Origin of the sequence: Methylobacterium sp. J-030 (assembly GCF_022829545.1) — a bacterium.
Classification (GTDB): Bacteria; Pseudomonadota; Alphaproteobacteria; order Rhizobiales; family Beijerinckiaceae; genus Methylobacterium.
Map to the genome: position 1 here is coordinate 194,864 of NZ_JAKSYM010000226.1, position 25,525 is coordinate 220,388.

A 25,525-nucleotide genomic window follows, 5' to 3' on the forward strand; every position below is an offset into this window, starting at 1 on the left:
GCCGCCGCGCGCCATACGGCCGGTTGCCGATAGCGCCTCTGGGTCTACGAAATTTTCGCGATGACACCCACAGCGACCACCTCCGACACCTTGCTCGCCGCGCTGCGCGACGGCCTCGGCCCGCGCCACGTGCTGACAGAGCCGGAGGATCTCGCTCCCTATCTGATCGAGACGCGGAAGCTGTTCACCGGCTCGGCGGTTGCGGTGCTGAAGCCCGCCTCCACCGGCGAGGTATCCTTCGCGGTCCGCGCCTGCACGCAGGCCGGCCTGGCGGTGGTGCCGCTCGGGGGCAATACCGGGCTCACCGGCGGCGGCATCCCGCAGGGCGGCGTGGTCCTGTCCCTGGAGCGGATGACGCGGCTGCGCGCCGTCGATCCGGTGGACGCCACCATCACGGTGGAGGCCGGGATGATCCTGCAGGATGTCCAGGAGGCCGCCGAAGCCGCCGGGATGCTATTCCCGCTCTCCTACGCGTCGCGGGGCTCGGCCCGGATCGGCGGCGGGATCAGCACCAACGCGGGCGGCATCGCGGTGCTGGCCTACGGTAACGCCCGCGATCTCGTGCTCGGGCTCGAGGTGGTCCTGGCCGATGGGCGGGTGTGGAATGGGCTCCGGGCGCTCCGCAAGGACAATGCCGGCTACGACCTCAAGCAGCTCTTCATCGGCTCGGAGGGCACGCTCGGCATCGTCACGGCGGCGGTGCTGAGGCTGTTTCCGAAAACGCGCTCCACCGGCGTCGCCTTCGTCGGCCTGGCCTCGGCGCGGGCCGCCCTCGATCTGTTCGTGGATCTGCGCGGACGGCTCGATCGCGACCTGACGGCGTTCGAATACCTGCCTCCCTTCGCGCTGGACCTCGTCCTGCGCCACGTTCCCGGCACGGTGCCGCCCCTGTCGGGCGCGCACGGCGCCTACGCCCTGATCGAGGCCGCCTCGGCGCGGCCCGAGGCCGACATGCAGGGCGCCCTGGAATCGGCCCTGGGCGACGCCCTCGCGGCCGGCACGGTCTCCGACGCCGTGATCGGCGCGAGCGGCGCCCAGAACGATGCCCTCTGGCGGCTGCGCGAGGGCATTCCCGAGGCGCAGACCCGCGAGGGTGCCTCGATCAAGCACGACGTCTCGGTCCCGCTGTCGCGCCTGCCTGAATTCCTGGAGCGGGCCGGCGCGGCCTGCCTCGCAGCACTGCCGGAGTTGCGCCCCTGCGGCTTCGGCCATTTCGGCGACGGCAACATCCACTTCAACCTGTCGCAGCCGGTCGGCATGCCGGCGGCGGACTTTCTCGGGCAGTGGGGCCGGTTCAACCGCATCGTCCACGACATCGTTCACGAACTCGGTGGCTCCATCGCGGCAGAGCACGGGGTCGGCCTGATCAAGCGCGCGGAACTGGCCCGCTACGGCGATCCGGTCGGCCTCGACCTGATGCGCAAGCTCAAGGACGCCCTCGATCCCGAGCACAGGCTCAACCCGGGCAAGGTCATCGCGGAGGCGGCGCACGAGCCCGGATCCGCGACCTGAGGATTTGTGCGCCGCGCCATAATTCGGCACCGAGGCCGGTGCAGGACGGACACGGCCCGCCGACATCCTTGGTGGGTCCCCGCGGCGTTAAGCTCCTGCTAACGCGGCGGCTCGACGTTGCGTGATAACGGCAAGGACTGTCCGTCGCAGCCCGGCATGGCAATTGCTCCGCGGCCTTCCTATCTCGCAGGTGCGAGATTGAGCGACGAACCGTCAACGACAGGCTGAATCACGTCCATTTGGAGATCGACGGAATGCCTACCTCACTGGCCCGCGTGCACACCACCGAGGCGAGCCGCTACCTGCAGCAGCTCTGCCGGCACTGGAGCCACAAGTTCAAGGTCGAGGCGACTCCGCAGCACGGCACCGTTCCGTTCGGCGAGGATCGCGTCTGCACCTTCGATGCCGAGCCGGACGCGCTGGTGATGCGCATCGACAGCACGGACCCGGTCAACCTCACCCGTTTGGAAAACGTCGTGGCCGATCACCTGGCCCGCTTCGCTTTCCGCGAGAGCCTCGGCGATATCCGCTGGTCCCGCGCCGCCTGAAGGCGGGGGTCCGGGCTCCGTCTGTCGCCGCCCGGGGGCGAGAATGCCCGCCCTCAGCCGACGCTCATCAGGCTGGCGTTGCCACCGGCCGCGGCGGTGTTGATCGCGGTCGACACCTCCTCGACGAGGCCGGCCACCGCGTAGAGGTCGCCGCGCGCCAGTGCTTCCGGCGTGCGCGCCTGGATCGACAGGATCGGACCGGGCCGGGCGGCGACCGCCCTGCTGAGGACCGACAGACCTGCCGCGTCGCCTTCGAACAGAATGGCCCGGACGTCGCCGGCCGCGTCGAGGTCCGGCACGCGTTCGACCCGCGCCGCCGCATCGACAGGGAGTGCCTGAAGGACGGCGCGGTGGCGTTCGGCGCCCACCGCGACGGCGTCGTTGCCGCAGGCCAGGATCGTCCCAATCTGAACCAGCAGTCCCGCTTCCGTCTCCGCCAGGGCGGCGACCCGGCCGCGAGGCCGCAGGGCGTAGAGGTTGCGCTCGCCGACAGGTCCCGCCAGGGCGATCTCGGTCAAGGCCGGGACGCGCGCGCGCGACAGGCGATCCGCCACGGCGCCGTGCCCGCCCGATGTCAGCCACGCGAGATAGGACGGGAGCGGGAAGCCGTCCGTAGCGAGCCCGTCGAGCGCCCGGTCCGGCGCCCTCCGGACGAGGCGGCCGAGGTAGAGCGGACCGCCGGCCTTCGGCCCCGTGCCCGACAGGCCCGACCCGCCGAAGGGCTGCACACCGACCACCGCGCCGATGATGTTGCGGTTCACGTACCGGTTGCCGGCCCGGACGCGGCCCAGCGCCCGGGCGATCGTCTGGTCGATGCGGCTGTGCAGGCCGAAGGTGAGGCCGTAGCCGGTTGCGTCGACGTCCGACAGCAGCGCGTCAAGGTCCGTTCGCCGGTAGCGCAGCACGTGCAGAACCGGCCCGAACACCTCGCGCGCGACGTCCCCCACGCGGTCGACCTCGATCAGGGTGGGCGGCACGAAGGTCCCGCGGTCCGTTTCGGGCCGGAGGGCGAGCTGTTCGACCGAGAAGCCCCGGGCGCGCATCGCCGCCACGTGCTGCATGATCCCCGCGGCCGCCTCGGCGGTGATGACGGGTCCGACATCCGTGGACAGGCGGCGCGGATCGCCGACAGCCAATTCGCGCATCGCGCCCTTGAGCATGGGCAGGATCCGATCCGCGATCTCCTCCTGCAGGCAGAGGATCCGCAGGGCCGAGCAGCGCTGACCCGCCGAATCGAAGGCGGAGGCGATCACGTCCGCCACCACCTGCTCGGCCAGGGCGGAGGAATCCACCACCAGGGCGTTCTGGCCCCCGGTCTCGGCGATGAGGGGCACCGGTTCGCCATGGCGGCCGAGCCGTTCGGCGAGGCGGCGCTGGATCTCCTTGGCGACCGCCGTCGAGCCGGTGAACAGCACGCCCTGCACCCGCGCGTCTGCGACCAGTGCGGCGCCGACCGTGCCGTCCCCCGGCAGGAGTTGTAACGCCGTCTCCGGAATGCCCGCGTCGTGCAGCACCCGCACCGCCTCGGCGGCGGTGAGCGGCGTCTGCTCGGCGGGCTTGGCCAGGACCGTGTTGCCCACCGCTAGGGCGGCCGCCACCTGCCCGACGAAGATCGCGAGTGGGAAGTTCCAGGGCGCGATGCAGGCCACGGGACCGAGCGGTTCGTCATCCCGATGGAGCGTCCGTTCAGCCTCGGTCGCGGAGTAGCGCAGGAAGTCCACGGCCTCGCGGATCTCCGCGACCGCGTTGCCGTAGGACTTGCCCGCCTCGCGCACGACGAGCCCGATCAGCGACGGCATCCGCGCCTCGAACGCGTCTGCGGCGCGCCGCAGGCTGGCGCCCCGCTCGGTGGGCGATTTTCCCGCCCAGGCCGAGGCGGTGGACTCGGCGCGCACGAGCGCCCGATCGATGTCGGCCGCCGAAGCCCCTCGGTAGACGCCGACCACGTCCCGATGATCGGCCGGATTGCGCACGGGGATTTCGGCTGCGCCGCCCCCCGGCGGCTCCGCCCGCCACGCGGTCCGGCCGCTCGCCGCGAGCCCATCGGCCAGCCGGGCGAGCGCCGCCTCGTCGGCGAGATCGAGGCCGGCGGCGTTGGCCCGGGCAGGTCCGTACAGGTCGCGGGGCAGCACGATCCGCGCGTGCGGCGCGCCCGGCACCGGCATGGCCTCCACCAGGACCACGGGATCGGCGATCAGGGTTTCAATCGGCACCGACTCATCGGCGACGCGATTCACGAACGAGGTGTTCGCCCCGTTCTCCAGCAACCGCCGGACGAGGTAGGCCAGCAGCGTCTCGTGCGTCCCCACGGGGGCGTAGATCCGGCACGGGCGCCGCAGGTCCGCACCGGACACCACCGCCTCGTAGAGCGGCTCGCCCATCCCGTGCAGGCACTGGAACTCGTACTGGCCGAGCCGGAAATCCGGACCCGCCATCTCGACGATCGCCGCGAGGGTCTGCGCGTTGTGGGTGGCGAATTGCGGAAACACCGCATCGGGAGCATCGAGCAGCCGGCGCGCGCAGGCGAGATACGACACGTCGGTGTGGACCTTCCGGGTGAAAACCGGGAAGTCGGACAGCCCGTCCACCTGTGCGCGCTTGATCTCGCTGTCCCAGTAGGCGCCCTTGACGAGCCGCACCATCAGGCGCCGGCGGCTGCGCCGGGCGAGGTCGATCAGCACGTCGATCACGAACGGGGAGCGCTTGCCATAGGCCTGGACCACGAAGCCGAGCCCGTCCCAGCCGGAAAGCTCCGGATCCAGGGCGAGCATCTCCAGGATGTCCAGGGACAGGTCCAGCCGGTCGGCCTCCTCGGCGTCGATGTTGAGGCCGATGTCGAAGTGCTTGGCGAGCCGGGCGAGGCCCCGGACGCGCGGCGCCAGCTCGGCCAGGACGCGACCGCGCTGCGCCCGGACGTAGCGCGGGTGCAGCGCCGACAGCTTGATCGAGATCCCCGGACCGCGCAGCACTCCGCGGCCGGCCGAGGCCTCGCCGATCGCCCCGATCGCGTCCTCGTAGGAGGCGAGGTACCGGGCCGCATCCGCGGCGGTGACGGCGGCTTCGCCCAGCATATCGTACGAGAAGGTGAAGCCCTTCGCCTCCGTCGCTGCGGCGTTGCGCAGGGCCTCGGCGATCGACCGGCCAGTGACGAACTGCTCGCCCATCATCCGCACGGCGAGGTCGACGCCCCGGCGGATCAGCGGCTCCCCGCCGCGGGCGATCAGGCGGGTGAGCGCGGCGGACAGGCCCGCCTCGTCCCGGGTCGCGACGAGGCGACCGGTGACCAGCAGGCCCCAGGTCGCCGCGTTGACGAAGGGCGACGGGCTGTGCCCGAGATGGGAAGCCCAGTCGCCCCCCGCGATCTTGTCGCGGATCAGCGCGTCGCGGGTGGCGGCGTCCGGGATGCGCAGCAGCGCCTCGGCGAGGCACATCAGCGCGACGCCCTCCTCGCTCGTCAGGGCGTATTCGTGGATCAGGCCCTCGACCCCGCCACGGCTGCCGCGGCGCCGCAGGGATTCGACCAGCTGCCGGGCCGTGGCGGCGACGCGCGCCGCGGCCTCGGCGGGCAGGCGCGCCTGATCGAGGAGTGGCGCGACGCAGTCCGGCTCGGGCCGCCGACAGGCCGCAACCACCGCCAGCCGCAGGGGCGACAGCTCAGGCCAATCGGCGAAGGCGCCGAACGGGTCGTCCGCGCGGTCGGTGATGCGGGACGCGACCATGGATCATACCCCGACTGCGGCGGCTCATCCGCCCGACGAGCAGGCTACGCCGTTCCCGGCGGTCGTTTAAGCCCCGGCCGACCGCCGACGACCAGGCCGTCACGGCGTGGCATGGGCGGCCTCGATCGCGTCTGTCAGGACCGGCTGGGCGCCCTCACGACGCAGAACCGCGTTCGGGATGACGACCGTATCGGCGCAGGCTTGCGCGTAATGGGGCAGGTCGAACTGGACCGCGAGGCCGCCCGCCTTGGCGTCGAGCCACGCCATCATGCCCGGCGGATCGCCCATGGACGTGTCCTGCACCACCGTCCGGCACGCGTCGTCGTCGCGATCGCGCTTCGCATCGCCCGAGGTCGGACGGTAGCGTTCGCGATAGAGGGCGTGCAGCCGCTTCGAGGCGAGCGTCACCATCTTGGTGCCGTCGATGCCTTCCGACAGGGCGACCGTACCGGTCAGCGCCGGCGGAAGCAGCTTGGTCCAATCGACCGGTAGACCGGTCGTCTGGTCGTACACGATCGCCATCAGGCCGGTGCTGGGATGCGCGCCGCCGCAGAACATGTCGTCGCTGATCGCGACGCTCAGGAAGCGCGGGCCACGCATCGGCGTGCGGATCGTCCGCGTCCAGGCGCTGCGCGCGCCACCATCGGCCTGACAGGACCGGGCCGCCTTGCGGACGTTCCCGTCGAGGCGCTTGAGCGCCGCGTTGATCCGCCGCTCCGCGTCGTCGACCGGCCCCGCGATCTGCGGCATCGCGGCGAGATCCGGTTTTAGATCCGGCTGCGCCGCCATCTGGAACACCCGGTCGGCGGCCCAAGTCTGGCCGGCCAGGAAAGCCAGGAGCATACCCGCGCCGGCAGCGGCCTTCAGGCGAAGGATTCGTTTCATCGTCACGCCGCTCCCGAGCGAATCACATCGCGCCGGGGGTATTGGCCAACCCGGCGTGCCGCAGCTCAAGCGTCGTTGGCGAGAATTTTGGCGGCGCGCGACGCGCTTCCACACAAGCGGGTGCAATGGCAGAACCCGGGCCATGAGCACGATCCTCATCTACGGCGCCACCGGCTACACCGGCACGCTGCTCGCCGAACACGCGATCGCGCAGGGCCTGCGGCCGATCCTGGCCGGGCGCGACCCGGACAAGCTGCGTCCGCTCGCCGGGCGGCTCAACCTCGAGTCACGCGCGGCCGGCCTCGACAAGCCGGAACGCCTGCGGGCCGCGCTCGCGGGTGTCGCGGCGGTGATCCACGCCGCCGGCCCATTCTCGAAGACGGCGCGGCCGATGGCCGAGGCCTGCCTCGCCGCGGGGGCGCATTACGTCGATATTACCGGCGAGATCTCGGTGCTGGAGGCGCTCGCGGCCCGTGACGCGGAGGCGAAGGCCGCCGGCATCGTGCTGCTGCCGGCGGCGGGCTTCGACGTGGTGCCGAGCGACTGCCTCGCCGCCCACACGGCACGGCGGCTTCCGGGGGCGACGCATCTGCGGATCTCGATCGGCGGGTTCGGCGGGTTCGGCCGGGGCACGGCCCGCACCATGGTCGAGGGCATCGCCTGGGGCACGCGGGTCCGCCGGGACGGCCGGATCGTCGAGTTGCCGAGCCCGCCCCGCGCCAGCGCCGATTTTGGGCGCGGTCCGCGGCGCACCGTGGGGCTCGGCTGGGGCGACGTGTCGAGCGCGTGGTACTCGACGCACGTCCCGAACATCGACGTGTATTTCGAGGCGTTTCCCGCCATGGCGGCCGCCGCCGGCCTGCCCGCAGGCCTCCGAAAGATCATCGCCGGCGGCACCGCGCAGCGCCTGATCAACCGCGGCATCGACCGGCTTCCCGCAGGGCCGTCCGAGTCCGCCCGGGAAACGGCGCGCAGCACGTTCCTGGCCGAGGCCTGGGATAGCACCGGGCGAAGGGCGGCAAGCCGGATGGAGACGCCCGAAGGCTACACGCTGACGGCCTGGACGGCCGTGAAGGTCGCCCGGCGCCTCGCCTCGGGCGCGGTCGCGGCGGGCTTCCACACGCCGGTGACCGCCTTCGGGCCCGACTTCATCCTGGATTTCCCGGGCGTGGTACGGACGGATCTGTAGGCATCATCCCGAAAGATGGCTGCTGGCCTTGGGAGAAAGGTGATGCCCAAACGAGAACCTAGAGCATCGGGCCGGTTCCGATCCACAGGACGCGACAGCACCTCGCGGCAGGACCATCCGTTGATCCCACCCAACACCCTCATCCTGAGGTGCCCGCGTCAGCGGGCCTCGAAGGAGGGCTCCAGGGATCGCAGGTCCATCTGGAGGGCTCCTTCGAGGCCTGCGCTTCGCTCCGGCACTTCAGGATGGGGTGGAGAGATGGACAGCTCTCCCGAAGCTTCCTGGTCTCGTGTCGTGTTCCGCGTTTCCGATCTCCGGCACGATGCTCTCATCCTCACACCGTCGCGCCGATCTGCCAGGGCGCGAACTCCGACGATCCGAAATCGAACTGCTCGCTCTTCGTGCGCTCCCCGCCCGCGACCTTCAGGATCAGCTCGAAGATCCGCCGCCCGGCCTGCTCGACGCTCTCCGCCCCGTCGAGGATCGTGCCGCAATTGACGTCCATGTCCTCCTCGAGCCGCCGGTACATGGCCGAGTTGGTGGCGATCTTGATCGAGGGCGCCGGCTTGCAGCCGAACACGCTGCCGCGGCCCGTGGTGAAGCACACGAGGTTCGCCCCGCCCGCCACCTGCCCGGTCGCCGAGACCGGGTCGTAACCGGGCGTGTCCATGAACACAAAACCCTTGGCGGTGACCGGGTCGGCGTAGCGCAGCACGTCGACGAGATTGGTGCTCCCGGCCTTGGCCATGGCGCCGAGCGACTTTTCGAGGATCGTGGTCAGGCCGCCGGCCTTGTTGCCAGGCGAGGGATTGGCGTCGATCTCCGAACCCTCCTTGCGGGTGTACTCCTCCCACCAGCGCATCAGGTCGACGAGCTTCTGGCCGACCTCCGGACTGACGGCGCGGCGGGTGAACAGGTGCTCGGCCCCGTAGGTCTCGGTGGTCTCCGACAGGATCACGGTGCCGCCGTTCCGCACCACGAGGTCGCTGGCGATCCCGAGCGCCGGGTTGGCGGAGACGCCGGAATAGCCGTCCGACCCGCCGCATTGCAGGGCGACGATCAGCTCGCTCGCCGGCACCGGCTCGCGGTGGACGACGTTCGCCTCGTCCAAAATTCCCTTCACGAAGTCGATGCCCGCCTCGACGGTCCTGCGGGTGCCACCGAGGCTCTGAATGTTCATGCTGCGGATCCGGTCGCCGAGCCCCTGCTCCTCCAGGAAGGCGCCGATCTGGTTCACCTCGCAGCCCAGCCCGATCATCACGATGTGCGAGAAGTTGACGTGCCTTGCATAGCCCGCGAGCGTCCGGCGCAGGAGCCGGAGAGGCTCGCCCATCGCCATGCCGCAGCCGGTCTTGTGGGTCAGCGCCACCACGCCGTCGACGTTCGGATAGGCGGCCAGCGGATCGAGGCCGAGGATCGGGTGGCGCCGGAACGCGTCGGCGATGAGATCCGCGACGTGAGCGCTGCAATTCACCGAGGTGAGGATGCCGACATAGTTGCGGGTCGCCACGCGCCCGTCCGGCCGGCGGATGCCCTGGAAGGTCGCGGGCGGCGTGACGTGTTGCGTCGGCCTGGCATCGACCCCGAACGCGTAATCCCGGGCGAACTCGCCCATCCCGAGATTGTGGACGTGGACATGGCGGCCGGCCGCGATCTCCTCCTTGGCGAAGCCGATGATCTGGCCGTACTTGGTCACCGCCTCGCCGCTCCGGTGGGGCCGGACCGCCACCTTGTGGCCGGCCGGGATCCGCTCGGCGGCGACTACGCCCTCCGCGACCGGCGTGCCGGGCTCGATGGCGCCGCGGGCGACGACGACGCCGTCGTCCGGGCGCAGGGTGATGACGGGATAGGCGGACATCGGTCTCTCCTGAAGAGGCGTCGGGTCGCTCATCGGGCCGCCTCGGGCCGCAAGGCCGGGGCGCGGGCCTCCCGGACCGGCAGGGGCGCGATCTCGCCGACCACGAACAGGTAGATGAAGGCGCCGAGCAGGCAGAAGCCGCCGGCCACGATCAGCGGGATGACGAACGAGCCCTGCGTGACGGTGAGCATCACGCCGGTGAAGGTGGTGGTCACGATGCCGGCGACGTTCGAGGCGAAGTTCTGGATGCCGCCGATCGAGGCCACATGGGCCGGCGTCGGCGCCACGTCGCCGGGCAGCGCCCAGATCGAGGCCGCCGTGAAGGCGAGGCTGCCATAGGCCACCGCGAAGCACAGCAGCGCCACGTAGACGTTGGGCGCCACGATCGAGAGCGTGATCACCGAGGACATCAGCATGCCGCCGACGAGGCAGGTCTTGCGCGCGGCCGTGAGGCTCCAGCCCCGGCGGTAGAGCGCGTCCGAGGCGAAGCCGCCGAGCCAGCCCGCGGGGATCGAGGCCAGAGCCGGCAGGCTGCCGAGCGTGCCGAGTTCGGCCAGCGAGAAGCCCCGCGCCTTCACGAGATAGGTCGGGAACCACGTGATGAAGAAGTAGATCACGAAGTTCAGGCAGAAGAACCCGGCCATCATGCCCCAGACCGTGCGGTAGCGGAACAGGGACAGCCACGGGACCTGATTCTGCGCCTCGGCGGCATCAACGGACTTCGGCCGCTCCTGGGCGGCCCGGAGCCGGGCCAAGTCTTCGGACGAGACGGCGGGGTGGTTCTCGGGCTCGCGGTAGAGCCACATCCAGAACACGGCCCAGACGAAGCCGAGCACGCCGGTGACGACGAAGGATTCCCGCCAGCCCAGCGTCGCGATCACCCAGGAGACCAGTGGGATCGCGAGCGCCGAGCCGACCCGGGAGCCGCTGTCGAAGATGCTGCTGGCAAAGCTCCGCTCGCTGCGCGGGAACCACGAGGCCGCGACCTTGGCGAAGGACGGATAGGCGCCCGCCTCGCCGACGCCGAGCAGCATGCGCAGGCCCAGCAGGGACAGGAACCCGCGGCCCGCGGCGGTCAGCGCCGTGCAGGCCGACCACCACAGCACCGCCACGACCAGCGAGAGCCGGGCCCCGACCCGGTCGGCCACGTAGCCGAAGGGCAGCTGCATGATCGCGTAGGTCCAGAAGAACCCCGACAGGATCAGGCCCATATCGGTGGCGTTCAGCCCCAGCTCCTTCGACATGGAGGGGGCGGCGACCGCCAGATTCGCGCGATCGATGTAGTTGATCGCGTTGGCGGCCATGCAGAGGCCGATCATGAGCCAGCGCAGCCTTGGCATCGTGTTCCTCCCGAAACGCGGGGTGGCGTCCCCGCTTGGCGTGGCGCCCCCGTTGTGGCCGGGGGTCGCCGCAATGACGTTGGTCCGCCGCCCGATCAGGCGCGATAGGCATCCCCGTCGAGCCCGTGCGGCCGGCCGGCGGAGAGGAGCGTCGCCCAGACCGGTTCCGGCAGCGGCACGCCCTCCGCGAGGCGTTGGACCCGCATGCGCCGTTCCGGTTCGCCGGGCAGCAGCACCTCGGCGCCGGGCATCGGGCGGGCGCTCTTGAAGAAGTCGAGATAAGTGCGCGCCTCGGAGGCCAGGACATCCTCGGTCCCGAGCGCCGCGGGCGTCACGTAGATCGAGAGCATGCCGTTGCAGATCCGGCGCTTGCCCGGCCCGGCCGTGCCGGATCCGGTGAGCGCACCGGCCAGCAGCTCGCACATCAGCGCCAGCCCCGAGCCCTTGTGCTCGCCGAAGGCCCGGATCGCGCCCGCGCCGCGCTGGTTGTCGCGCTCGACCCCCTCCAGGGGGCCGAACAGGGTCGCCGGATCCGCGCTGAGGCGCCCATCCGGCTCGATCAATGCGCCCTCCGGCAGGGGCTTGCCGCCCCGGGAGGCGACCAGAACCTTGCCCTCGGCCACCAGCGACGTCGCGAAATCGAGGATGATCGGGTCAGCATCGGGTACCGGGAAGCCGGCCGAGAACGGCGCGGTGGAGAAGCGGCGCTCGACGGAGCCGAAGGGCGCCACCAGCAGGCTCCCCGCCACGTTGACGAAGTGGACCGAGACCAGCCCGGCCGCGGCGGCGCGCTCGGACCATTCGCCGATCCGGCCGATATGCCCGGCATGGCGCAGGGCGACGATCGCCACGCCGTTCGCCCGCGCCTTGGCGATCCCGAGATCGACCGCGAAGGGGCCGGCGGTCTGCCCGAACCCGTATTGCGCATCCACCAGGGCGAAGCACGGCGCGTCGGTGACGATCTCGGGCGTGCGGCCGGCCTCGACCTCGCCGGTGCGCAGCCACTCGACGTAGCGGGGGACCCGGACGACCCCGTGGCTGTCATGGCCGGTCAGGTTCGCCGCCACCAGGAAGCGACCGATCCGCTCGGCCTCCGCCTCGGCACAGCCCTCGTGCACGAAGATGTCCCGTACATAGGCGGTCAGCCCGCCGGCCGAGATCCGCATTCGGTTCCTCCCTGGCCGCGCCTCGACGGGCGCGTGCGGGATGAATCTAGCGCCCGCGAACGTGCTGTGCGAGCGCCGCGGGTGACGCGATCCGCGGCCGCGTCACGAAATCTCGCGGATCAGCTTCGCGACGATGGCGCGTCCGAACGCCTCGAAGCTCTCGGCGCTCATCACGAACGCCCCCTCGCCGCCGATGACGGTATTCCGGTAATAGGCCACGAGGCCCCCGGCCGGGTTGGTGTGATCCTTCAGGAAGCTCGGCATGCCCTCAGGATCGGTGAGGACGACGATACCGTTGATGGTGATGCCGGCCGAGACCGCCGCGTCCCGGGCGTCCGCGATCGAGCGGCCGGCATTGCCGGTACCGTCACCCGAGACGTCGATCACCCTCCGCTCCGTCCGGAACGGCGCCCGCGCCAGCAGGTCGGTGGCGAAGCCCAGGGCGGAGCCGATCGCGGTCCGCCCGTAGAACGGGCGCGGCACGGCGGCGAGCCGCGCCGCGAACACGACCGCATCCTGGGCGGAGCCGATGATCATCCAGTCGACCGCGACGCGCTGTTCCCCGGGGCCGGCCCAGTCGAACAAGGCGACGCCGATGCGGCCGGCCGGCCCGTCGCCGATGGCGCGCAGGACCCTGGGGTCGGCGAAGGCCTCGGCATAACCGCGCCGTTCGAGGTCGAAGCGTGCCTCGCTGATGCTCAGCGACACGTCGACGGCGAGCACGAGAAGGACATCGACGTCCTGCTGATCGGCCGCCTCGGCGCGGCGATTCGCGAGCGCGAGAGCCGCAAGCAAGCCGGACAGGAGGTGGCGCCGCCGCATGGTCGACACTCGGAAAGACAACTGGCGCGGGAGCGCCGCCGTATCGCAGGCAACGGGCTTGCCAGCCCGGCGGTTCGCGCGACACCCGCCGGGTCCGGGCGAGCCACCGGGCGGCGATCCGAATTTGTTCCGCGCCGTACCGTCCGAGCAGCGCCGCTTTTGGTCCCATGCTGCCGGTGCCGGAGGGCGCTAGTTCGCGTCAGCGAAGGCGCAGCCCGCGCCGCAAACTCCGAGACATCCCTCCATGCATCGTGTTCACCGGATCGTGCGCGCCATCGAAGGCCTCATCGTCGCCGCCGTGATCGGCACCGTCGCACTCGTGAGCCGGGCGATCGACGCGACGATCGGCCTCGTCGGCCGCCTGTCCGACCGGTTCGATGCGAAGCTCGCCGACCTCGCGCGCGACTCGAAGGCCCGGCACCGGCGGGAGGGGCGCCGGCAGATCGATCCGATCAGCCTGGATTAGGCGCCGCCGTCCGCGGACTGGAGCGGTGCCCGATCGTGCGCGGCTTCAGGCGTCGATCGTCACGCGCGCTCTTGCGGCGAACCGCAATGCAGTTCGCCGCAAGAGCACTCTAAAGCCCCGGCCCCTTCGCGGCCCCGAAGATGCGGCCGGGCCGGTTGTCCGCCCCGCCCTGGAGCAGCACGACCCAGCTGTCGGCATCGGCGATGTCGGCCTGCGTGTCGGGCACGTCGAGGGTCAGCGCCTGCCCGTTCCAGTGGCCGAGGTGCTGGAGCCCCCGCACGACGTTGACGTAGGTCGCGGTCCGGCCCCCATTCTCGCCGGACTGGATGGCGATCGCCCGGCGGCGCAGCACCGGGACCAGCCAGATCTCGCCGCGCAGCTCCGCCTTGGCGTCCGGCGCGGCCCCGATCTCGACCCAGATCCGGTCCCCGCGCGCCTCGCTGCGGACCGGAACCGGCAACCCGCCGTGCTGGATCCCATCGTGCATCAGCCGGTCGAGGGCGGCCCTGTCCGAGCCCACCGCGACGCCACTGCCATCCACCACCGCCTGCGGCGTGAAAACCTGCCGGCCGCCGCGACCCCGCGCGTAGCCGCGCTGGCGCTCGGTGAGGGGCCGCGACGCCAGCGTGTCCTTCCAGCCGAGATAGTCCCAGTAGGTCACCGGCAGCGTTAGGGCGATCACCCCGGGCTGGCGCGACAGATCGCGCAGCACGGGCTCGGCGGTGCGGCAGGCGCCGCAGCCCTGGCTGGTGAACAGCTCCACGACCGCACGAACCGGCTCCGCCCGCGCCGCAGAGGCCGTCGCGGCGGTGCCGAGCAGCACGGCCGCGCACAGCGCGCGGCGGTCGCAGATCCAGGCGCAATGCCGAGGCGTCATCGGACCATCAGAGCGTGTGGTCCGCCGTCTGGGAAATCACGTTGGCTTGAGACGGATGTACCGGTGTCGCGGGCGAGGCCGTCCCCTTCCGGGCATGGGGCAACATATCGGGGCGCCACCGGCGGTGCATCCACAGCCACTGCCCGGGATTCTCGCGCACCCAGGCCTCGACCACGGCGGTCATCGCCTGCATGGCGGCGGGCACGTCGATCGTCCCGTCCGCGGCCCGCGGCAGATCCAGCGGCGGCGTCAGTTCGAGCCTGAACCGGCCCTCCGGGAGACGGACGACCCGGACGCCGTGGACCGGACATTCGTAGTGTCGGACTAACTTGGCGAGCAACGGGTTGGCGAGGCAGGGCCGTCCGAGGAACTGCACCACGACACCGCGGGTGAAGTGCTGGTCGATCAACTGGCCGAGGTGACCGCCCTGCTCCACCACGTCGCGCATCGCGAAGACGGCACCGGGCGTCGAGGCCGCCAGGCCGCCCATGGATCGGCGGCGGACCTCCTGCACGAGGCGCGCGGCCGCCGGGTTGTTGGGCGGCCGGAACACGGCGGTCGCGTCGAGGCCGAACCGGGCCGCGCAGATCGCCGGCAACTCCCAGTTGGCGAGATGCGCGGAGAAGATCAGGCCCGGCGCACCGTCGTCGCGCAGGGCGAAGAAGTGCTCGATGCCGGCGACCTCGGTCCGCAGCGGACCCGTCGCCGCCGGATCGTAATCGAACAGGCTGTCGAGATGGGCGTATTCGGCCCCCACGCGCCCGAGATTGTCCCACGCCTCCAGGGCGATCCGCCTGTGCTCCGCCTCCGGCAGCTCCGGAAAGGCCGCGCGCAGATTCGTCAGGGCGGTACGGTGGGCCGGCAGGAGTGGCCCGATTCGGCGCAGCATCCCGGCACCGAAGGCGGTCGCGCGCGCCGGGCCGATGAGCCGTGCGAGCCAGACCAGCGCGCGGATCAGCGGGATCATGGCGTAGCCCGCGAGGCGCGGCCAGGACCGTTTCAGAACGAGGGCGAGACGCAGCACTTCGAGTTCCCGGGAGGATCCGGGCCGCCCCCACGCACCCGTGCGGCCCGTTTACGCCAAGTCTGCCGCAGCGCGAAACGCGCAGGCGCAAACGCGCTACAGACTGACGAGGATCTTGCCGAAGACCGTTCGGGATTCCAGCCGTTCCAGCCCCTGCGCGAAGGCGGCGAGCGGGTAGACCGTGTCCACGACCGGCCGGATCCCGGCCGCCATCTTGTCGAGGGACTGGCGGATATTGGCGAGGGAGCAGCCGAACGAGCCGGTGATTCGGTATTGCTGCTGGAACAGCTGCATGAGGTTCATGGTCGCCGAGACGCCGGAGGTCGAGCCGCAGGTGACCAGGCGCCCGCCGCGCTTGAGGCAGAGCAGCGAGCCGTTCCACGTATCGGCGCCGACATGCTCGAACACCACGTCGACGCCCTTACGCTTGGTCAAGCGCCGGACCTCGCCCTCGAACCGCTCGGTCCGGTAGTTGATCACGTGGTCGGCGCCGAGTTCGGCGGCCTTGCGGCCCTTCTCGTCGTCGCCGACCGTCGTGTAGACGGTGCAGCCGATCGCCTTGGCCATGCGGATCGCCGCGGTGCCGATCCCCGAGCCGCCGGCATGGACCAGCACGCTCTCGCCGGGCCCCAGGCGCGCGTTGTCGAACAGCATGTGCTGCACGGTGCCGAAGGCGATGCCCGCGCAGGCGGCATCCGTGTCGCTCACCCCGTCCGGCACCTTCACGACGAGGCGGGCGGGCAGGGTCACCAGCTCCCGGGCGAAACCATCGAGATGGAAGCCCATCACGCCGGACACGTCCTCGCAGAGGTTGTCCCGCCCCTCGCGGCAGGCGCGGCACTGGCCGCAGGTCATCGCGCCGTAAGGCACCACCCGGTCGCCGGGGGCGAGGTCCGGGACGCCCTCCCCGACCGCCTCGATCGCCCCCGCCGCCTCCGCGCCAACGACGAGGGGCAGCCTCCGCTTGGCGAAGGCCATGCCGCGAAAACCCCAGACGTCGATGAAGTTGAGGCCGACCGCGCGGATGCGGACGCGCACCTCGCCCGGGCCTGGGGCGGGCGCAGGCTCGATCTCGGTCAGGCGCAGGTCGCGGTCGCCGAAGAGCTGGAGGGCTTGCATCTCGTCTTTCATCATTCCGGCGCCAGATACCGCCGCCGCGCCCAGCCGAGGGTCCGGCCGGCCTTGACCCGGCACCACGTTGTGCGGCTCGGCGTGTCGTTGGTGCAGCCGAACACCAGGGCGCGGACGCGGATCTCGCCGATCTGCTCGGCGGCGGCGTCCGGCTCCACGCGGATGCTCAGGGCCTCGCCCGGCGCCAAGCCCGTGACCCGGTAGACTTCGGCCTCGGCCCAGGCCGGCCCGGGGAGCATCGCCGCGACGAAGAAGACGGCAGGGAGGGCGAGGCTGGCGCGCATCGGCGGGATCGTCCGGTTCGGCATCGCGGGTCAGGCCCGGTGGACGCCCATCATCGCGGTCAGGCCGCCGTCGACCGGCAGCACCGCCCCGGTGATGTAGGACGCCCCCTCGCCCATCAGGAAGGCCGCGAGCGCCGCGACATCTTCGGGCCGCGCGAAACGACCGGCGGGGATCTGCCGTTCCATCCCGTCCCGATAGGCGGCGTAGCGCGCCATCATGGCGGTGTCGACGAAGCCCGGGGCGATCACGTTGACGGTCACCCCGCGCTTGGCCGACTCGATCGCCAGCGTGCGGCAATAGGCGATCAGCGCCCCCTTGGTGGCCGCGTAGGCGGCGTTGCCGACATTGGCGCGCAGGGCGGCGACCGACCCGATCGCCACGATGCGCCCGGCGCGGGCCCGGGTCATCGTGCGGACCAGCGCCTTGGCGAGGCGGGTCAGCGAGAAGAAGTTGACCTGCATGGCGGCCTCGGCCCGATCCTGATCGAGCATGGCGGCGAGCGCATCGCTCGATTGGCCGGCATTGTGCACGAGGCCGTAATAGTCGCTTTCCTCCGCGGCTTCGCAGAAGGCGTCGAGCGCCGACCGGTCGGCGAGGTCGAGGGCGCGGGCCGCGAAGCTGCGGTCGGGATGCGCCGCGCAGAGCTCCGTGCGCAGCGTCTCGGCGGCCTCGGCGGACGAGTGATAGGTGAAATCCACCGCGAAGCCCGCATCGGCCAGGGTCCGGACGATCGCCGCGCCGATCCCGGAGGCGCCTCCGGTGACGAGGACCCGGCGATGGGGCGAAGCGACGCTCACGCCGGCTCGGCGCCGAGGACGAGGCATGTATTCTGGCCGCCGAAGCCGAAGGAATTCGACAGCACCGTGCGCACCGGCCGATCCCGGGCCGTCTCGACGATGTCGAGGGCGATCGTCGGGTCCGGCACCCGGTGGTTGATGGTCGGCGGGATGCGGCCGTGGCGGATGGTCATGAGCGACACCGCCGCCTCGATGGCGCCGGCCGCGGTGAGGGTGTGGCCGATCATCGACTTGTTGGAGGTGACCGGCAGGGACGCGGCGCGGTCGCCGAACACGGCGCCAAGGCCCAGAGCCTCCATCTTGTCGTTCTCGGGCGTCGAGGTGCCGTGGGCGTTGACCGTGTCGATCCCGTCGGGTTCGAGCCCGGCATCCTCCAGGCTCGCCCGGATGGCCGCGATGATCGGCGCCCCGTCGGGGCTGGAGCGGGTCCGGTGGAATCCGTCGCCCTTCTCGCCGCAGCCCAGCACGTAGCCGAGGATCGTGGCGCCCCGCGCCCGCGCGGATCCGGCCTCTTCCAACACCAGGGCGGCCGCGCCCTCGCCCATCACGAAGCCGTCCCGGTCCTTGGAGAAGGGCTTCGAAGCCGCCTCGGGATCGTCGTTGCGGGTGGACAGCGCCGAGAGCAGCGAGAAGCGGATCAGCGATTCCGGGTTCACCGAACCGTCCGTGCCGATGCAGAGCGCCGCCGCGGTCTCACCACGCCGGATCGCCTCGACTCCGAGCTGGATCGCGGTGGCGCCGGACGAGCAGGCCGTGGAGAGCGAGATCGGCGAGCCCTTCGTTCCGAACCGTTCGGCGATGCGGTCGGCGACGGTGCCGAAGATGAACAGGTCGTGCCAGGCATCGAATCGGCGCGTCGCGGCGGCCCGGAGGAGGCCGGCATAATCGACCGGGCCGTCACCGCCTGCGGCTTCGGCCAGGGCCTGCCGCTGCGGCCATTCCATCTCGACCGGCGGCACCGCGATGAACAGCGCGCCCGGGAAGTCGCCCGCCGTCCCGATCCCGGCCTGCGCGATCGCCTCCTCGGCCGCCACGGCGGCGAAGCGCTCCGACAGGAGCGGCGCCACCAGGGGCTCGGTGTCGAGGAAATCGACCGTGCCGGCGATGCGTGTGCGCAGGCCCTCGGTGGGGAACCGCGCGATGGCGTGGATGCCGGAGCGACCCTCGGTCATGGCCGCCCAGGTCTCGGCCTGCCCCCGGCCGAGGGAGGAGACGACGCCGAGGCCGGTGACCGCGACGAGCGGCCGTCCCCGGGCGTCGCGGGAGGATCGCGCGCTCATGGCGCGGCCCTTAGCGTATTTTCCGCGGTCTTACACGACCAGACATCCGTGCGATGCCTCATCAGACAGCTCCAGGGCCATCCCGACGCGGTGCGTTGGCGAGGCGGAGCACCGTCTGGAGCAGCACGTCGGCGCCGGCCGCGCAGTCGGCCTGTGTCGCGGATTCGGATTCGTTGTGGCTGACCCCGTCCTTGCAGGGCACGAAGATCATCGCGGCGGGCACCGTGGCGGCGAGGTTGCAGGCGTCGTGACCGGCCCCCGAGATGATGCGCCGCCGGGCATGGCCCAGGCCCTCGGCCGCCGCGTCGATCGCCGCTACGATGGCGGGGTCGAACGGGACCGGCTCCTTGCGCCAGATCCGGTTGAGCTGGATCTCCAGGCGGCGGCGCCCGGCGATCTCGCCGGCCGCCTCCTTGAGCGCGACTTCCATGGCGTCGAGGGTGGCCGAGCGCGGATCGCGCACATCCACAGTGAAGGCGACCCGGCCCGGCACGACGTTGCGGGACGGGGCCAGGATCGCGGCCTCGCCGATCGTGGCCACCGCCGAAGGGGCGTGCGCCAGGGCGACGCGCTCGGCGGCCAGCGCGAATTCGGACAGCGCCAGCAGCGCATCCCGGCGGCGCGGCATCGGTGTCGTGCCGGCATGACTCTCGAAGCCGGTGATTACCCCGTCGAACCACACGATGCCCTGGCCGCCCTCGACCACCCCGATGGTCTTGCCCTCGGCCTCCAGGATCGGCCCCTGCTCGATGTGCAGCTCGACAAAAGCGCCGATCTCCCGCGCGCCGACGGCCTCGACCCCGCGATAGCCGATAGCATCGAGCGCCTCCGCCACCGTGGTCCCGGCGGCGTCGCGCTTGGCCAGGATCGCGTCGGTGGTGAAGTCCCCGGCATAGGCCGCCGAGGCCATCATGGCGGGGGCGAAGCGGGAGCCTTCCTCGTTGGTCCAGTTGACCACGAGCAGCGGCGCCTCGGTCTCGATTCCGGCATCGTTGAGGCTGCGCATCACTTCGAGGCCGGCCAGCACGCCGAGCACGCCGTCGAACTTGCCCCCCGTGGGCTGCGTGTCGAGGTGGGAGCCGAAGGCGATCGGCTTGCGGCTCATGTCGCGGCCCGGCCGCAGAGCGTATTGCGTACCCAGGGCGTCCACCGAGACCTCGAGCCCGGCCGCCGTGCAGGCGTCCCGGAACCAGTCGCGCACGCGGCCGTCCTCCGCCGAGAGCGTCAGGCGGTTGATGCCGCCGGCCGGGGTCCCGCCGAACGCGGCCGTCTCCAGGATGGTGGACCAGAGTCGTGCGCCGTCCGCGCGCAGGTTGTGAGTCGTGCTCGGGTTCGTCTCGGCCATGCCGGTTCCTCTCACGGCGGAGCGCCGTGTCACGCCTATGTCGTCGATCCGCCCGCCGTTCTGCGCCGGGCGCGCCGTCACAGCAACGCCGATGCCAGTCACGCCAGTGGGCGCCGCACCGGGTTGGCGCGCAGGAGGCCGATACCATCGACCTGGAGCGCCGCGGCGATCTCGCCGAGTGCGCTCGCCTCGATGTTGCTGATCCCGTCCTGATCGGCGACGTCGGCGGCGATCAGGAAGACGTTCTCGCGCTGGGTCGCGGGCCGCTCGATGATCGCCGCGACATGGCGCAGGTTCTCCGCCCGGCCGAGGCGGGTCCGCGCCCGGGCGATCCCCTCGTAGAGTTCGGTCTCGAGCATCAGCGCGTCGTAACCCTTCATGAGGACGGGATCGGCACTGAGGCCGTGGAGGGCCGCGTCGAATTCCGGGCCGGCCACCTCGCCATCGGCCACGATGACGTTGGCGGCGGCCGAGACCGCCGCGAGCATCAGCGCCTTGTCGCCGACATAGGCCGTCATGGTGCGGCTCACTTGGCCGAGGAGGTCGCGCAGGAGGCTCATGGAGGCTGTGCCGGGGCCGGACGGATGCAGGAACGCGAGAGGGATAGCAGAGCCCGGCGCCGAGGGAACCCGACGCGACGCGGACGGGCAATCCGACGCGCCCGACCCCTGCGATGCAGCACGCGGGCCGAATATTGCAACTTCTGTTGTGTCACGCGCCGACAGACATGCTTCGGCAACATCGTCGTGCGACTCATCGGTAGCCGCACCGATCGCGGTCGATGGACGGTGGGACAAGTCCCCCCAGCGAGAACCGCCTCCGTCGTCTCGCCGCCGGACCGATGCTCGGGTGCCCCCCAGGCCCGATCCTCGTGCCGGCGGCGATTTCAGTTTGCGCGCAGGGTTTACGCGCGCGGGACCGAAGCGTCCGCCCCGCTCGTACAGGACCTGAGTCGAACCGCCGGCCTCGCTCGCCCGTCGACCGGCAGCGCCACTCCGCTCATCGCCAGAACGGCTTGACGTCGAGGAGGTCGGACCGGGCATCGGCGGCGTCCCTGAGCAGATCCCGCGACCCCGCCTCATCCGAACCCGGCATCGGCGGCCCCGAGAGGCTCTCGGTCATCGATCGGGCGGTCTCGAGGTCGTTCAGCGCCCCGAGATGGTCCTGCAGGTCCGACAGCGCGTCGCCGAACTTCGCCTGCCGGCGTTGCGCCTTCTCCTTGTGATAGAGACCCGAGAAGAACTCCGCGCCGTAGCGCAGCTTCTTGGCGGCGATCCGGGCGCGGTGCCGGGTGTGGGGGTCGAGGTGCTTCAGACCGCGGCCGCGCTTCTTGAGCCGGCCGCGCGCCTTATCGAGCACGCGGGCGGCGAAGTCCTTCCCATCCTCGGCGGCGGCCGGTTGCGTGATCCAGGCCCCAGTCTCGACCCATCCGGCAAAATCGATGATCAGGCTGCGCCATTGCGGGTTCTGCAGGATCGCGAGAACCCCGTCATAGGCGCGCTCCCGCTCGCTCTCGGCCCGCTCGCGGAGCCCTTCGAGCCCGGCCGCGTCCGGGCGCTCCACGGCGAGGTCCGGCAAGGTCGTCCCGAGGAAGACATCAAGGTTGCGGGCGTGGCCGAACGGCTCGGTGACGCGCTTGATCTCGTCGGCGAAGCCGGCGGCCCGGAGATCGCCCTCCAGCATGGGGGCGAAGAGCGACAGCGCCGAGCGCAGCCGGCGCAGGGATACGCGGATCTGGTGAAGCGCCTCCGGCGGCTGCCCGCCCTCCAAGAAGGCCGTCTCGTTGAGCCGCATGTGGCGCAGGCAGGCGCGCGCCACCCGGCGAAACACCTCGCCGGCGCTGGCATCCTCCGGCAGCTCGATCGCCGCGGCCTTGACGACGGACCGGCTGCTGCCGTCGATCAGTCCGAAGCCGACCGCGCTCTTGGCGTGGACGCTCAAGCGCAGCGGCACGGTCTCGGCGAGGGCCATCGCCAGTTGGAACAGCTCGGCCGGATCGCCGTCCTTGAGCTCCAGCTCGATCTCGCAGAGCGGAGCATCCCCCGCCGGACTCTCGACCCGGCCCTCGTCGAGGGTCACCAGGATGCGCGATTCGCCCTGGGTGACCGGGAATTCCCGGCGCATGACGACGGTCGAGAACAGCCGCTCCACGGGCGCATCGGCCTCGCGCAGGACCGCCTCGGCGGCCGTCCCGGCCCAGGCGCCCGGATCGGGCGCGTCGCCCGCGATCTCGGCCTCCCACTCGGCGCGGTCGAACAGCCCGACATCGCCCGCCCCGGCCTTCACGGTCTGGATGTGACGGCCGCCCGTCGCGCGCACGCGCAGAGACAGGCCGGCCGCATGCAGATCGCGCTTCGGCGTATCGAAATACGTCGTGACCAACTGCCGGGGCTCGACGTCCGCCGCACCCGGAAGCCGCGGATGGGCGGCGAGCACCGTCAGATCCGGCCCCGCACAGACGAGCTTCAGCTCGACTTCGCGGGGCTCGGCGGCGTTGCGTGGGCTGTCGCTCATGCTCTCCTCTTCGTGATCATGGCTGCCTAAAGCTGCGGGGCAGCCGCCCGGTTGCAGCGAACTGTCGCGCCATCCTCGATCATGGCGCCGTCGGCCAGCGTCAATCCAGCGAAAACAGACGCTTCGCGGCGGCGCAAGCCGAGCTCAATCAGCAGCTCCTCGTGACGATCATGTTGCACTGCGTGAAATTGGCTCTTTCCCAAACCGAAAGACCATGGCAAAACAAATTGTCCACAATCCATCTGCCGCGCCTGCCCCGGCCCCGACCGTCCGGCGGCCTTCTGCTCGATGATGAGCCGGCACGGCGGGTTTCCCGACGCTATGAGAGGTGCGCTCCGCGTGGACGGCAGCGCCGCGGAGATGGTCAGGTCGGTGGCAGCGTTGAAGACACTTCTCGTGGGCGTTGTCGGGCACGTGGATCACGGCAAGACCGCCTTGGTCCGCTCCCTCACCGGGATCGAGACCGATCGGCTCAAGGAGGAGCAGGCCCGCGGCGTCTCGATCGTGCCGGGTTTCGCGTTCCTGTCCACTGCGCAGGGGGAGATCGACCTCGTCGATCTGCCCGGCCACGAACGTTTCGTGCGCGCCATGGTGTCCGGAGCCACCGGCATGCGGGCCGTCCTGCTGGCGGTCGATGCGCAGGAAGGCATCAAGCCGCAGACCGTCGAACACCTCGAGATCGCCCGGCTGATCGGCGTGCGCCGCGGCGTCCTCGCCCTGACCAAATCCGATCTGGCCTCCGCCGAATCGATCACGGCGCGTTCGGCCGAGATCGCCGCCGCCGCGGCCCGGGCCGGGCTCGAAGCCGGTCCGGTGATCCCCACATCGACGATGACCGGCGCGGGGCTCGAAGACCTCGCGCAGGCCCTCGCGGCGCAGCTCGGCGAGGTGGAAACCGCCACCGACGACGGCTTCCCCTACCTGCCGGTCGACCGGGTCTTCTCCCGGGCGGGCTTCGGCACCGTCGTCACCGGAACCCTGCGGCGCGGATCGCTCGCAGTCGGCGACAGCGTCGAGATCGTGCCGGGGGGCCGGAGCGCCGTGGTGCGCGGCCTCCAGATTCATGGACGTCCCGTGGACCGGGCCGAGCCCGGACGGCGCACGGCGGTGGCGCTGCGCGGCGTCGGCCTCGACGAGATCGCCCGCGGGCAGGCCCTGGCGCCGATCGGCCTGCTCACGTCGAGTTCGTGGCTCGACGTCGCGATCACGGCTGCCGCCAGCGCGGATGGGCCGCTGGCGAGCGGCACCGTCTGCCGCCTGCTGTTCGGCACCACCGAGGTCGAGGCGCGGCTGCGCCTGCTCGATCGCGACGCCCTGGAGCCGGGGGCGCGCACGCAGGCGCAGTTGCATCTCGCCGACCCCGTCGCCGTGCCGGCCCGGGAGCCGTTCATCCTGCGGCTCGACTCGCCCGCCGCTACGATTGCGGGCGGCCGCATCCTTGATCCGTCGAGCCGGCGCCGGCGGCGCAACGATCCGGGGACCATGGCCGATCTCGCCGCTTTGGCCTCGGGCGAGCCGGCGAAGACGATCGCCGTCCGCCTCGGACAGGTCGGCGCGGGCGGGGTTCCCCTGGCGGACCTCGCCCGGCTCGCCGGCACGGCACCCGATCATGCCCGGATGATGCTGCGCGCATCCGGCGCTCGCGAGGTCGGCGACCGGTTCATCGGCGCTGCGGCCTTCGAGGCGCTGCGGACCGGGATCGTGGCGGCGCTCGCGCAGCATCATCGCGACAACCCCATGGAGCACGGGATCGCCCTCGAACGCCTGTCCCGTTCGCTCGCGCTTCCGGATACGCTCATCGCGACGGCCCTGCGTGACCTCACCGCGACCGGGTCGGTGAGCCAAGCCGGCACCCTGTGGCGGCGGGCCGATTTCGACCCCGCCCGCAACGAGAGCGAAACCGCCCGCCGGCTGGAGCAGATCTTTCGCCGCGCCGGCCTGAACCCGCCCGACGAGAGCGAGGCCGTGGGCCGGGACGTGCGGCGGCGGGAAGCCCTGACCTATCTGGTCGGCGCCGGAACCGTGATCCGGGCCGTCGACCGCGTGCAGCGCCGTGCGGTCCTGTTCCACCGCGACGCGGTGGCGAGCGCCCGGACGCGCCTGACCGACGCCTTTCCCACCGCGGCGACGCCCGAGACCGGCTTCCTGGCCCGGGAGGCGGGCGCGACGCTCGGGATCTCGCGCAAGTTCTCGATCCCGCTCCTCGAACATCTCGACGCCACGGGCTTCACCCGGCGCGCGGGGGATCGGCGGATCATCATCGCCCTCGAACCGGATCCGGGCAGCGCGAAACCGTCTTAGGGCCGTGATCGATCGCGCTGCACACGGTACACGGCCGCACGCTGTGGCGGATCGATCGGGTGTTCCCAACCAACACCCATCCTGGGGTGCTGCGCAGCAGCCTCGAACGAGGCCTCAAGGGATCGCAAAGCCATCTGGAGGGCTCCTTCGAGGCCTGCGCTTCGCTCCGGCGCCTCAGGATGAGGGGATGGGTAGGATGACCGCCTTGCGGCTTCGCAGTCTCGTGTCGTGTACCGTGCGCGCTGCGATCGTGCGCGGCCCTAGGCCTTTGTGACGACGCGCGCTCTTGAGCCGAACCGGTGTCCTCTCCGGCGGAGGGCGCTCAAGGCGTCTTCGCCCGGCCGCTCTCCTGGGCCGGGCTCGTAACCGGGGTAGCCTATCAGGCAGTTCGAGGCGTCCCGGATCGGGCGGAAGGCGCGCTCGGCGATCACGGCGGGCTCGCAGAAAGAGTGGTCACGGACGAACC

Annotated in this window: 21 protein-coding genes; 5 read left to right on the forward strand and 16 right to left on the reverse strand. The window is 71.4% G+C overall.

What is annotated here, in order from left to right; all coding sequences use genetic code 11:
• Positions 1-60 precede the first annotated feature (60 nt).
• Both MKK75_RS16640 and MKK75_RS16645 read left to right on the forward strand, forming a co-directional pair.
• Positions 61-1,512 (forward strand): FAD-binding oxidoreductase, encoded by a 1,452-nt coding sequence (locus tag MKK75_RS16640; protein ID WP_244043652.1) that lies wholly within the window; start codon positions 61-63, stop codon positions 1,510-1,512.
• A 254-nt stretch (positions 1,513-1,766) separates the two neighbouring features.
• Positions 1,767-2,060 carry a DUF2218 domain-containing protein gene (locus MKK75_RS16645; protein ID WP_244043653.1) on the forward strand — a complete coding sequence of 98 codons (294 nt, stop codon included), beginning with the start codon at positions 1,767-1,769 and terminating at the stop codon, positions 2,058-2,060.
• A 53-nt stretch (positions 2,061-2,113) separates the two neighbouring features.
• On the opposite strand, the gene putA is transcribed toward MKK75_RS16645, so the two are convergent.
• Complete coding sequence (putA, locus tag MKK75_RS16650) at positions 2,114-5,779, reverse strand: trifunctional transcriptional regulator/proline dehydrogenase/L-glutamate gamma-semialdehyde dehydrogenase (protein WP_244043654.1); 3,666 nt, start codon at positions 5,777-5,779, stop codon at positions 2,114-2,116.
• Positions 5,780-5,878: 99 nt separating this feature from the next.
• On the reverse strand, positions 5,879-6,664 hold the full coding sequence (locus MKK75_RS16655; RefSeq protein WP_244043655.1) for a DUF4163 domain-containing protein: 786 nt from the start codon (positions 6,662-6,664) through the stop codon (positions 5,879-5,881).
• Between the two features lie 142 nt (positions 6,665-6,806).
• Here MKK75_RS16655 and MKK75_RS16660 point away from each other — a divergent pair, with 142 nt between their 5' ends.
• On the forward strand, positions 6,807-7,853 hold the full coding sequence (locus MKK75_RS16660) for a saccharopine dehydrogenase family protein (RefSeq protein ID WP_244043656.1): 1,047 nt from the start codon (positions 6,807-6,809) through the stop codon (positions 7,851-7,853).
• A gap of 334 nt (positions 7,854-8,187) precedes the next feature.
• Here MKK75_RS16660 and MKK75_RS16665 read toward each other — a convergent pair whose 3' ends face one another.
• The 4 genes from MKK75_RS16665 to MKK75_RS16680 all read right to left on the reverse strand — a co-directional run bounded on the left by MKK75_RS16665 (position 8,188) and on the right by MKK75_RS16680 (position 13,039).
• Entirely contained in the window at positions 8,188-9,711 is a 1,524-nt protein-coding gene (locus MKK75_RS16665; RefSeq protein ID WP_244043657.1) for a UxaA family hydrolase, read from the reverse strand.
• A gap of 29 nt (positions 9,712-9,740) precedes the next feature.
• Positions 9,741-11,051 (reverse strand): MFS transporter, encoded by a 1,311-nt coding sequence (locus tag MKK75_RS16670; RefSeq protein ID WP_244043658.1) that lies wholly within the window; start codon positions 11,049-11,051, stop codon positions 9,741-9,743.
• Between the two features lie 95 nt (positions 11,052-11,146).
• Positions 11,147-12,217, reverse strand: coding sequence for a malate/lactate/ureidoglycolate dehydrogenase (locus MKK75_RS16675; protein WP_244043659.1), 1,071 nt, complete (start codon positions 12,215-12,217; stop codon positions 11,147-11,149).
• Positions 12,218-12,319: 102 nt separating this feature from the next.
• Complete coding sequence (locus MKK75_RS16680; RefSeq protein ID WP_244043660.1) at positions 12,320-13,039, reverse strand: DUF1194 domain-containing protein; 720 nt, start codon at positions 13,037-13,039, stop codon at positions 12,320-12,322.
• Positions 13,040-13,283: 244 nt separating this feature from the next.
• On the opposite strand from MKK75_RS16680, the gene MKK75_RS16685 reads away from it, so the two are divergent.
• On the forward strand, positions 13,284-13,505 hold the full coding sequence (locus tag MKK75_RS16685) for a hypothetical protein (RefSeq protein WP_244043661.1): 222 nt from the start codon (positions 13,284-13,286) through the stop codon (positions 13,503-13,505).
• 109 nt (positions 13,506-13,614) lie between these two features.
• On the opposite strand, the gene MKK75_RS16690 is transcribed toward MKK75_RS16685, so the two are convergent.
• The 10 genes from MKK75_RS16690 to MKK75_RS16735 all read right to left on the reverse strand — a co-directional run bounded on the left by MKK75_RS16690 (position 13,615) and on the right by MKK75_RS16735 (position 23,000).
• Entirely contained in the window at positions 13,615-14,382 is a 768-nt protein-coding gene (locus MKK75_RS16690) for a DUF1223 domain-containing protein (RefSeq protein WP_244043662.1), read from the reverse strand.
• Positions 14,383-14,389: 7 nt separating this feature from the next.
• Positions 14,390-15,406: a lipid A biosynthesis lauroyl acyltransferase gene (locus MKK75_RS16695; protein WP_244043663.1), complete on the reverse strand. Its 1,017-nt coding sequence runs from the start codon at positions 15,404-15,406 to the stop codon at positions 14,390-14,392.
• A 96-nt stretch (positions 15,407-15,502) separates the two neighbouring features.
• Positions 15,503-16,525, reverse strand: a complete 1,023-nt coding sequence (locus MKK75_RS16700) for a zinc-binding dehydrogenase (RefSeq protein WP_244043664.1) — start codon at positions 16,523-16,525, stop codon at positions 15,503-15,505.
• 11 nt (positions 16,526-16,536) lie between these two features.
• On the reverse strand, positions 16,537-16,821 hold the full coding sequence (locus tag MKK75_RS16705) for an SH3 domain-containing protein (RefSeq protein WP_244043665.1): 285 nt from the start codon (positions 16,819-16,821) through the stop codon (positions 16,537-16,539).
• Positions 16,822-16,851: 30 nt separating this feature from the next.
• Positions 16,852-17,619 carry an SDR family oxidoreductase gene (locus MKK75_RS16710; RefSeq protein ID WP_244043666.1) on the reverse strand — a complete coding sequence of 256 codons (768 nt, stop codon included), beginning with the start codon at positions 17,617-17,619 and terminating at the stop codon, positions 16,852-16,854.
• On the reverse strand, positions 17,616-18,899 hold the full coding sequence (locus MKK75_RS16715) for a beta-ketoacyl-ACP synthase (protein WP_244043667.1): 1,284 nt from the start codon (positions 18,897-18,899) through the stop codon (positions 17,616-17,618). The genes MKK75_RS16710 and MKK75_RS16715 overlap by 4 nt, the downstream gene beginning before the upstream one ends.
• A gap of 61 nt (positions 18,900-18,960) precedes the next feature.
• Positions 18,961-20,244: a Zn-dependent hydrolase gene (locus MKK75_RS16720; RefSeq protein WP_244043668.1), complete on the reverse strand. Its 1,284-nt coding sequence runs from the start codon at positions 20,242-20,244 to the stop codon at positions 18,961-18,963.
• Between the two features lie 98 nt (positions 20,245-20,342).
• Complete coding sequence (locus MKK75_RS16725; protein ID WP_244043669.1) at positions 20,343-20,804, reverse strand: tellurite resistance TerB family protein; 462 nt, start codon at positions 20,802-20,804, stop codon at positions 20,343-20,345.
• A 439-nt stretch (positions 20,805-21,243) separates the two neighbouring features.
• On the reverse strand, positions 21,244-22,758 hold the full coding sequence (locus tag MKK75_RS16730) for a CYTH and CHAD domain-containing protein (protein WP_244043670.1): 1,515 nt from the start codon (positions 22,756-22,758) through the stop codon (positions 21,244-21,246).
• A 26-nt stretch (positions 22,759-22,784) separates the two neighbouring features.
• Complete coding sequence (locus tag MKK75_RS16735; protein ID WP_244043671.1) at positions 22,785-23,000, reverse strand: hypothetical protein; 216 nt, start codon at positions 22,998-23,000, stop codon at positions 22,785-22,787.
• Between the two features lie 130 nt (positions 23,001-23,130).
• Between MKK75_RS16735 and selB the strand changes: the two genes are divergently transcribed.
• Complete coding sequence (selB, locus tag MKK75_RS16740) at positions 23,131-25,059, forward strand: selenocysteine-specific translation elongation factor (RefSeq protein ID WP_313901868.1); 1,929 nt, start codon at positions 23,131-23,133, stop codon at positions 25,057-25,059.
• Positions 25,060-25,525 lie beyond the last annotated feature (466 nt).

Coding starts and splice junctions, on each gene's coding strand:
- MKK75_RS16640 (WP_244043652.1), top strand. CDS start 61: ATGACACCCACAGCGACCACCTCCGACACCTTGCTCGCCGCGCTGCGC.
- MKK75_RS16645 (WP_244043653.1), top strand. CDS start 1,767: ATGCCTACCTCACTGGCCCGCGTGCACACCACCGAGGCGAGCCGCTAC.
- putA (WP_244043654.1), bottom strand. CDS start 5,779: ATGGTCGCGTCCCGCATCACCGACCGCGCGGACGACCCGTTCGGCGCC.
- MKK75_RS16655 (WP_244043655.1), bottom strand. CDS start 6,664: ATGAAACGAATCCTTCGCCTGAAGGCCGCTGCCGGCGCGGGTATGCTC.
- MKK75_RS16660 (WP_244043656.1), top strand. CDS start 6,807: ATGAGCACGATCCTCATCTACGGCGCCACCGGCTACACCGGCACGCTG.
- MKK75_RS16665 (WP_244043657.1), bottom strand. CDS start 9,711: ATGTCCGCCTATCCCGTCATCACCCTGCGCCCGGACGACGGCGTCGTC.
- MKK75_RS16670 (WP_244043658.1), bottom strand. CDS start 11,051: ATGCCAAGGCTGCGCTGGCTCATGATCGGCCTCTGCATGGCCGCCAAC.
- MKK75_RS16675 (WP_244043659.1), bottom strand. CDS start 12,217: ATGCGGATCTCGGCCGGCGGGCTGACCGCCTATGTACGGGACATCTTC.
- MKK75_RS16680 (WP_244043660.1), bottom strand. CDS start 13,039: ATGCGGCGGCGCCACCTCCTGTCCGGCTTGCTTGCGGCTCTCGCGCTC.
- MKK75_RS16685 (WP_244043661.1), top strand. CDS start 13,284: ATGCATCGTGTTCACCGGATCGTGCGCGCCATCGAAGGCCTCATCGTC.
- MKK75_RS16690 (WP_244043662.1), bottom strand. CDS start 14,382: ATGACGCCTCGGCATTGCGCCTGGATCTGCGACCGCCGCGCGCTGTGC.
- MKK75_RS16700 (WP_244043664.1), bottom strand. CDS start 16,525: ATGCAAGCCCTCCAGCTCTTCGGCGACCGCGACCTGCGCCTGACCGAG.
- MKK75_RS16705 (WP_244043665.1), bottom strand. CDS start 16,821: ATGCGCGCCAGCCTCGCCCTCCCTGCCGTCTTCTTCGTCGCGGCGATG.
- MKK75_RS16715 (WP_244043667.1), bottom strand. CDS start 18,899: ATGAGCGCGCGATCCTCCCGCGACGCCCGGGGACGGCCGCTCGTCGCG.
- MKK75_RS16720 (WP_244043668.1), bottom strand. CDS start 20,244: ATGGCCGAGACGAACCCGAGCACGACTCACAACCTGCGCGCGGACGGC.
- MKK75_RS16725 (WP_244043669.1), bottom strand. CDS start 20,804: ATGAGCCTCCTGCGCGACCTCCTCGGCCAAGTGAGCCGCACCATGACG.
- MKK75_RS16730 (WP_244043670.1), bottom strand. CDS start 22,758: ATGAGCGACAGCCCACGCAACGCCGCCGAGCCCCGCGAAGTCGAGCTG.
- MKK75_RS16735 (WP_244043671.1), bottom strand. CDS start 23,000: ATGGATTGTGGACAATTTGTTTTGCCATGGTCTTTCGGTTTGGGAAAG.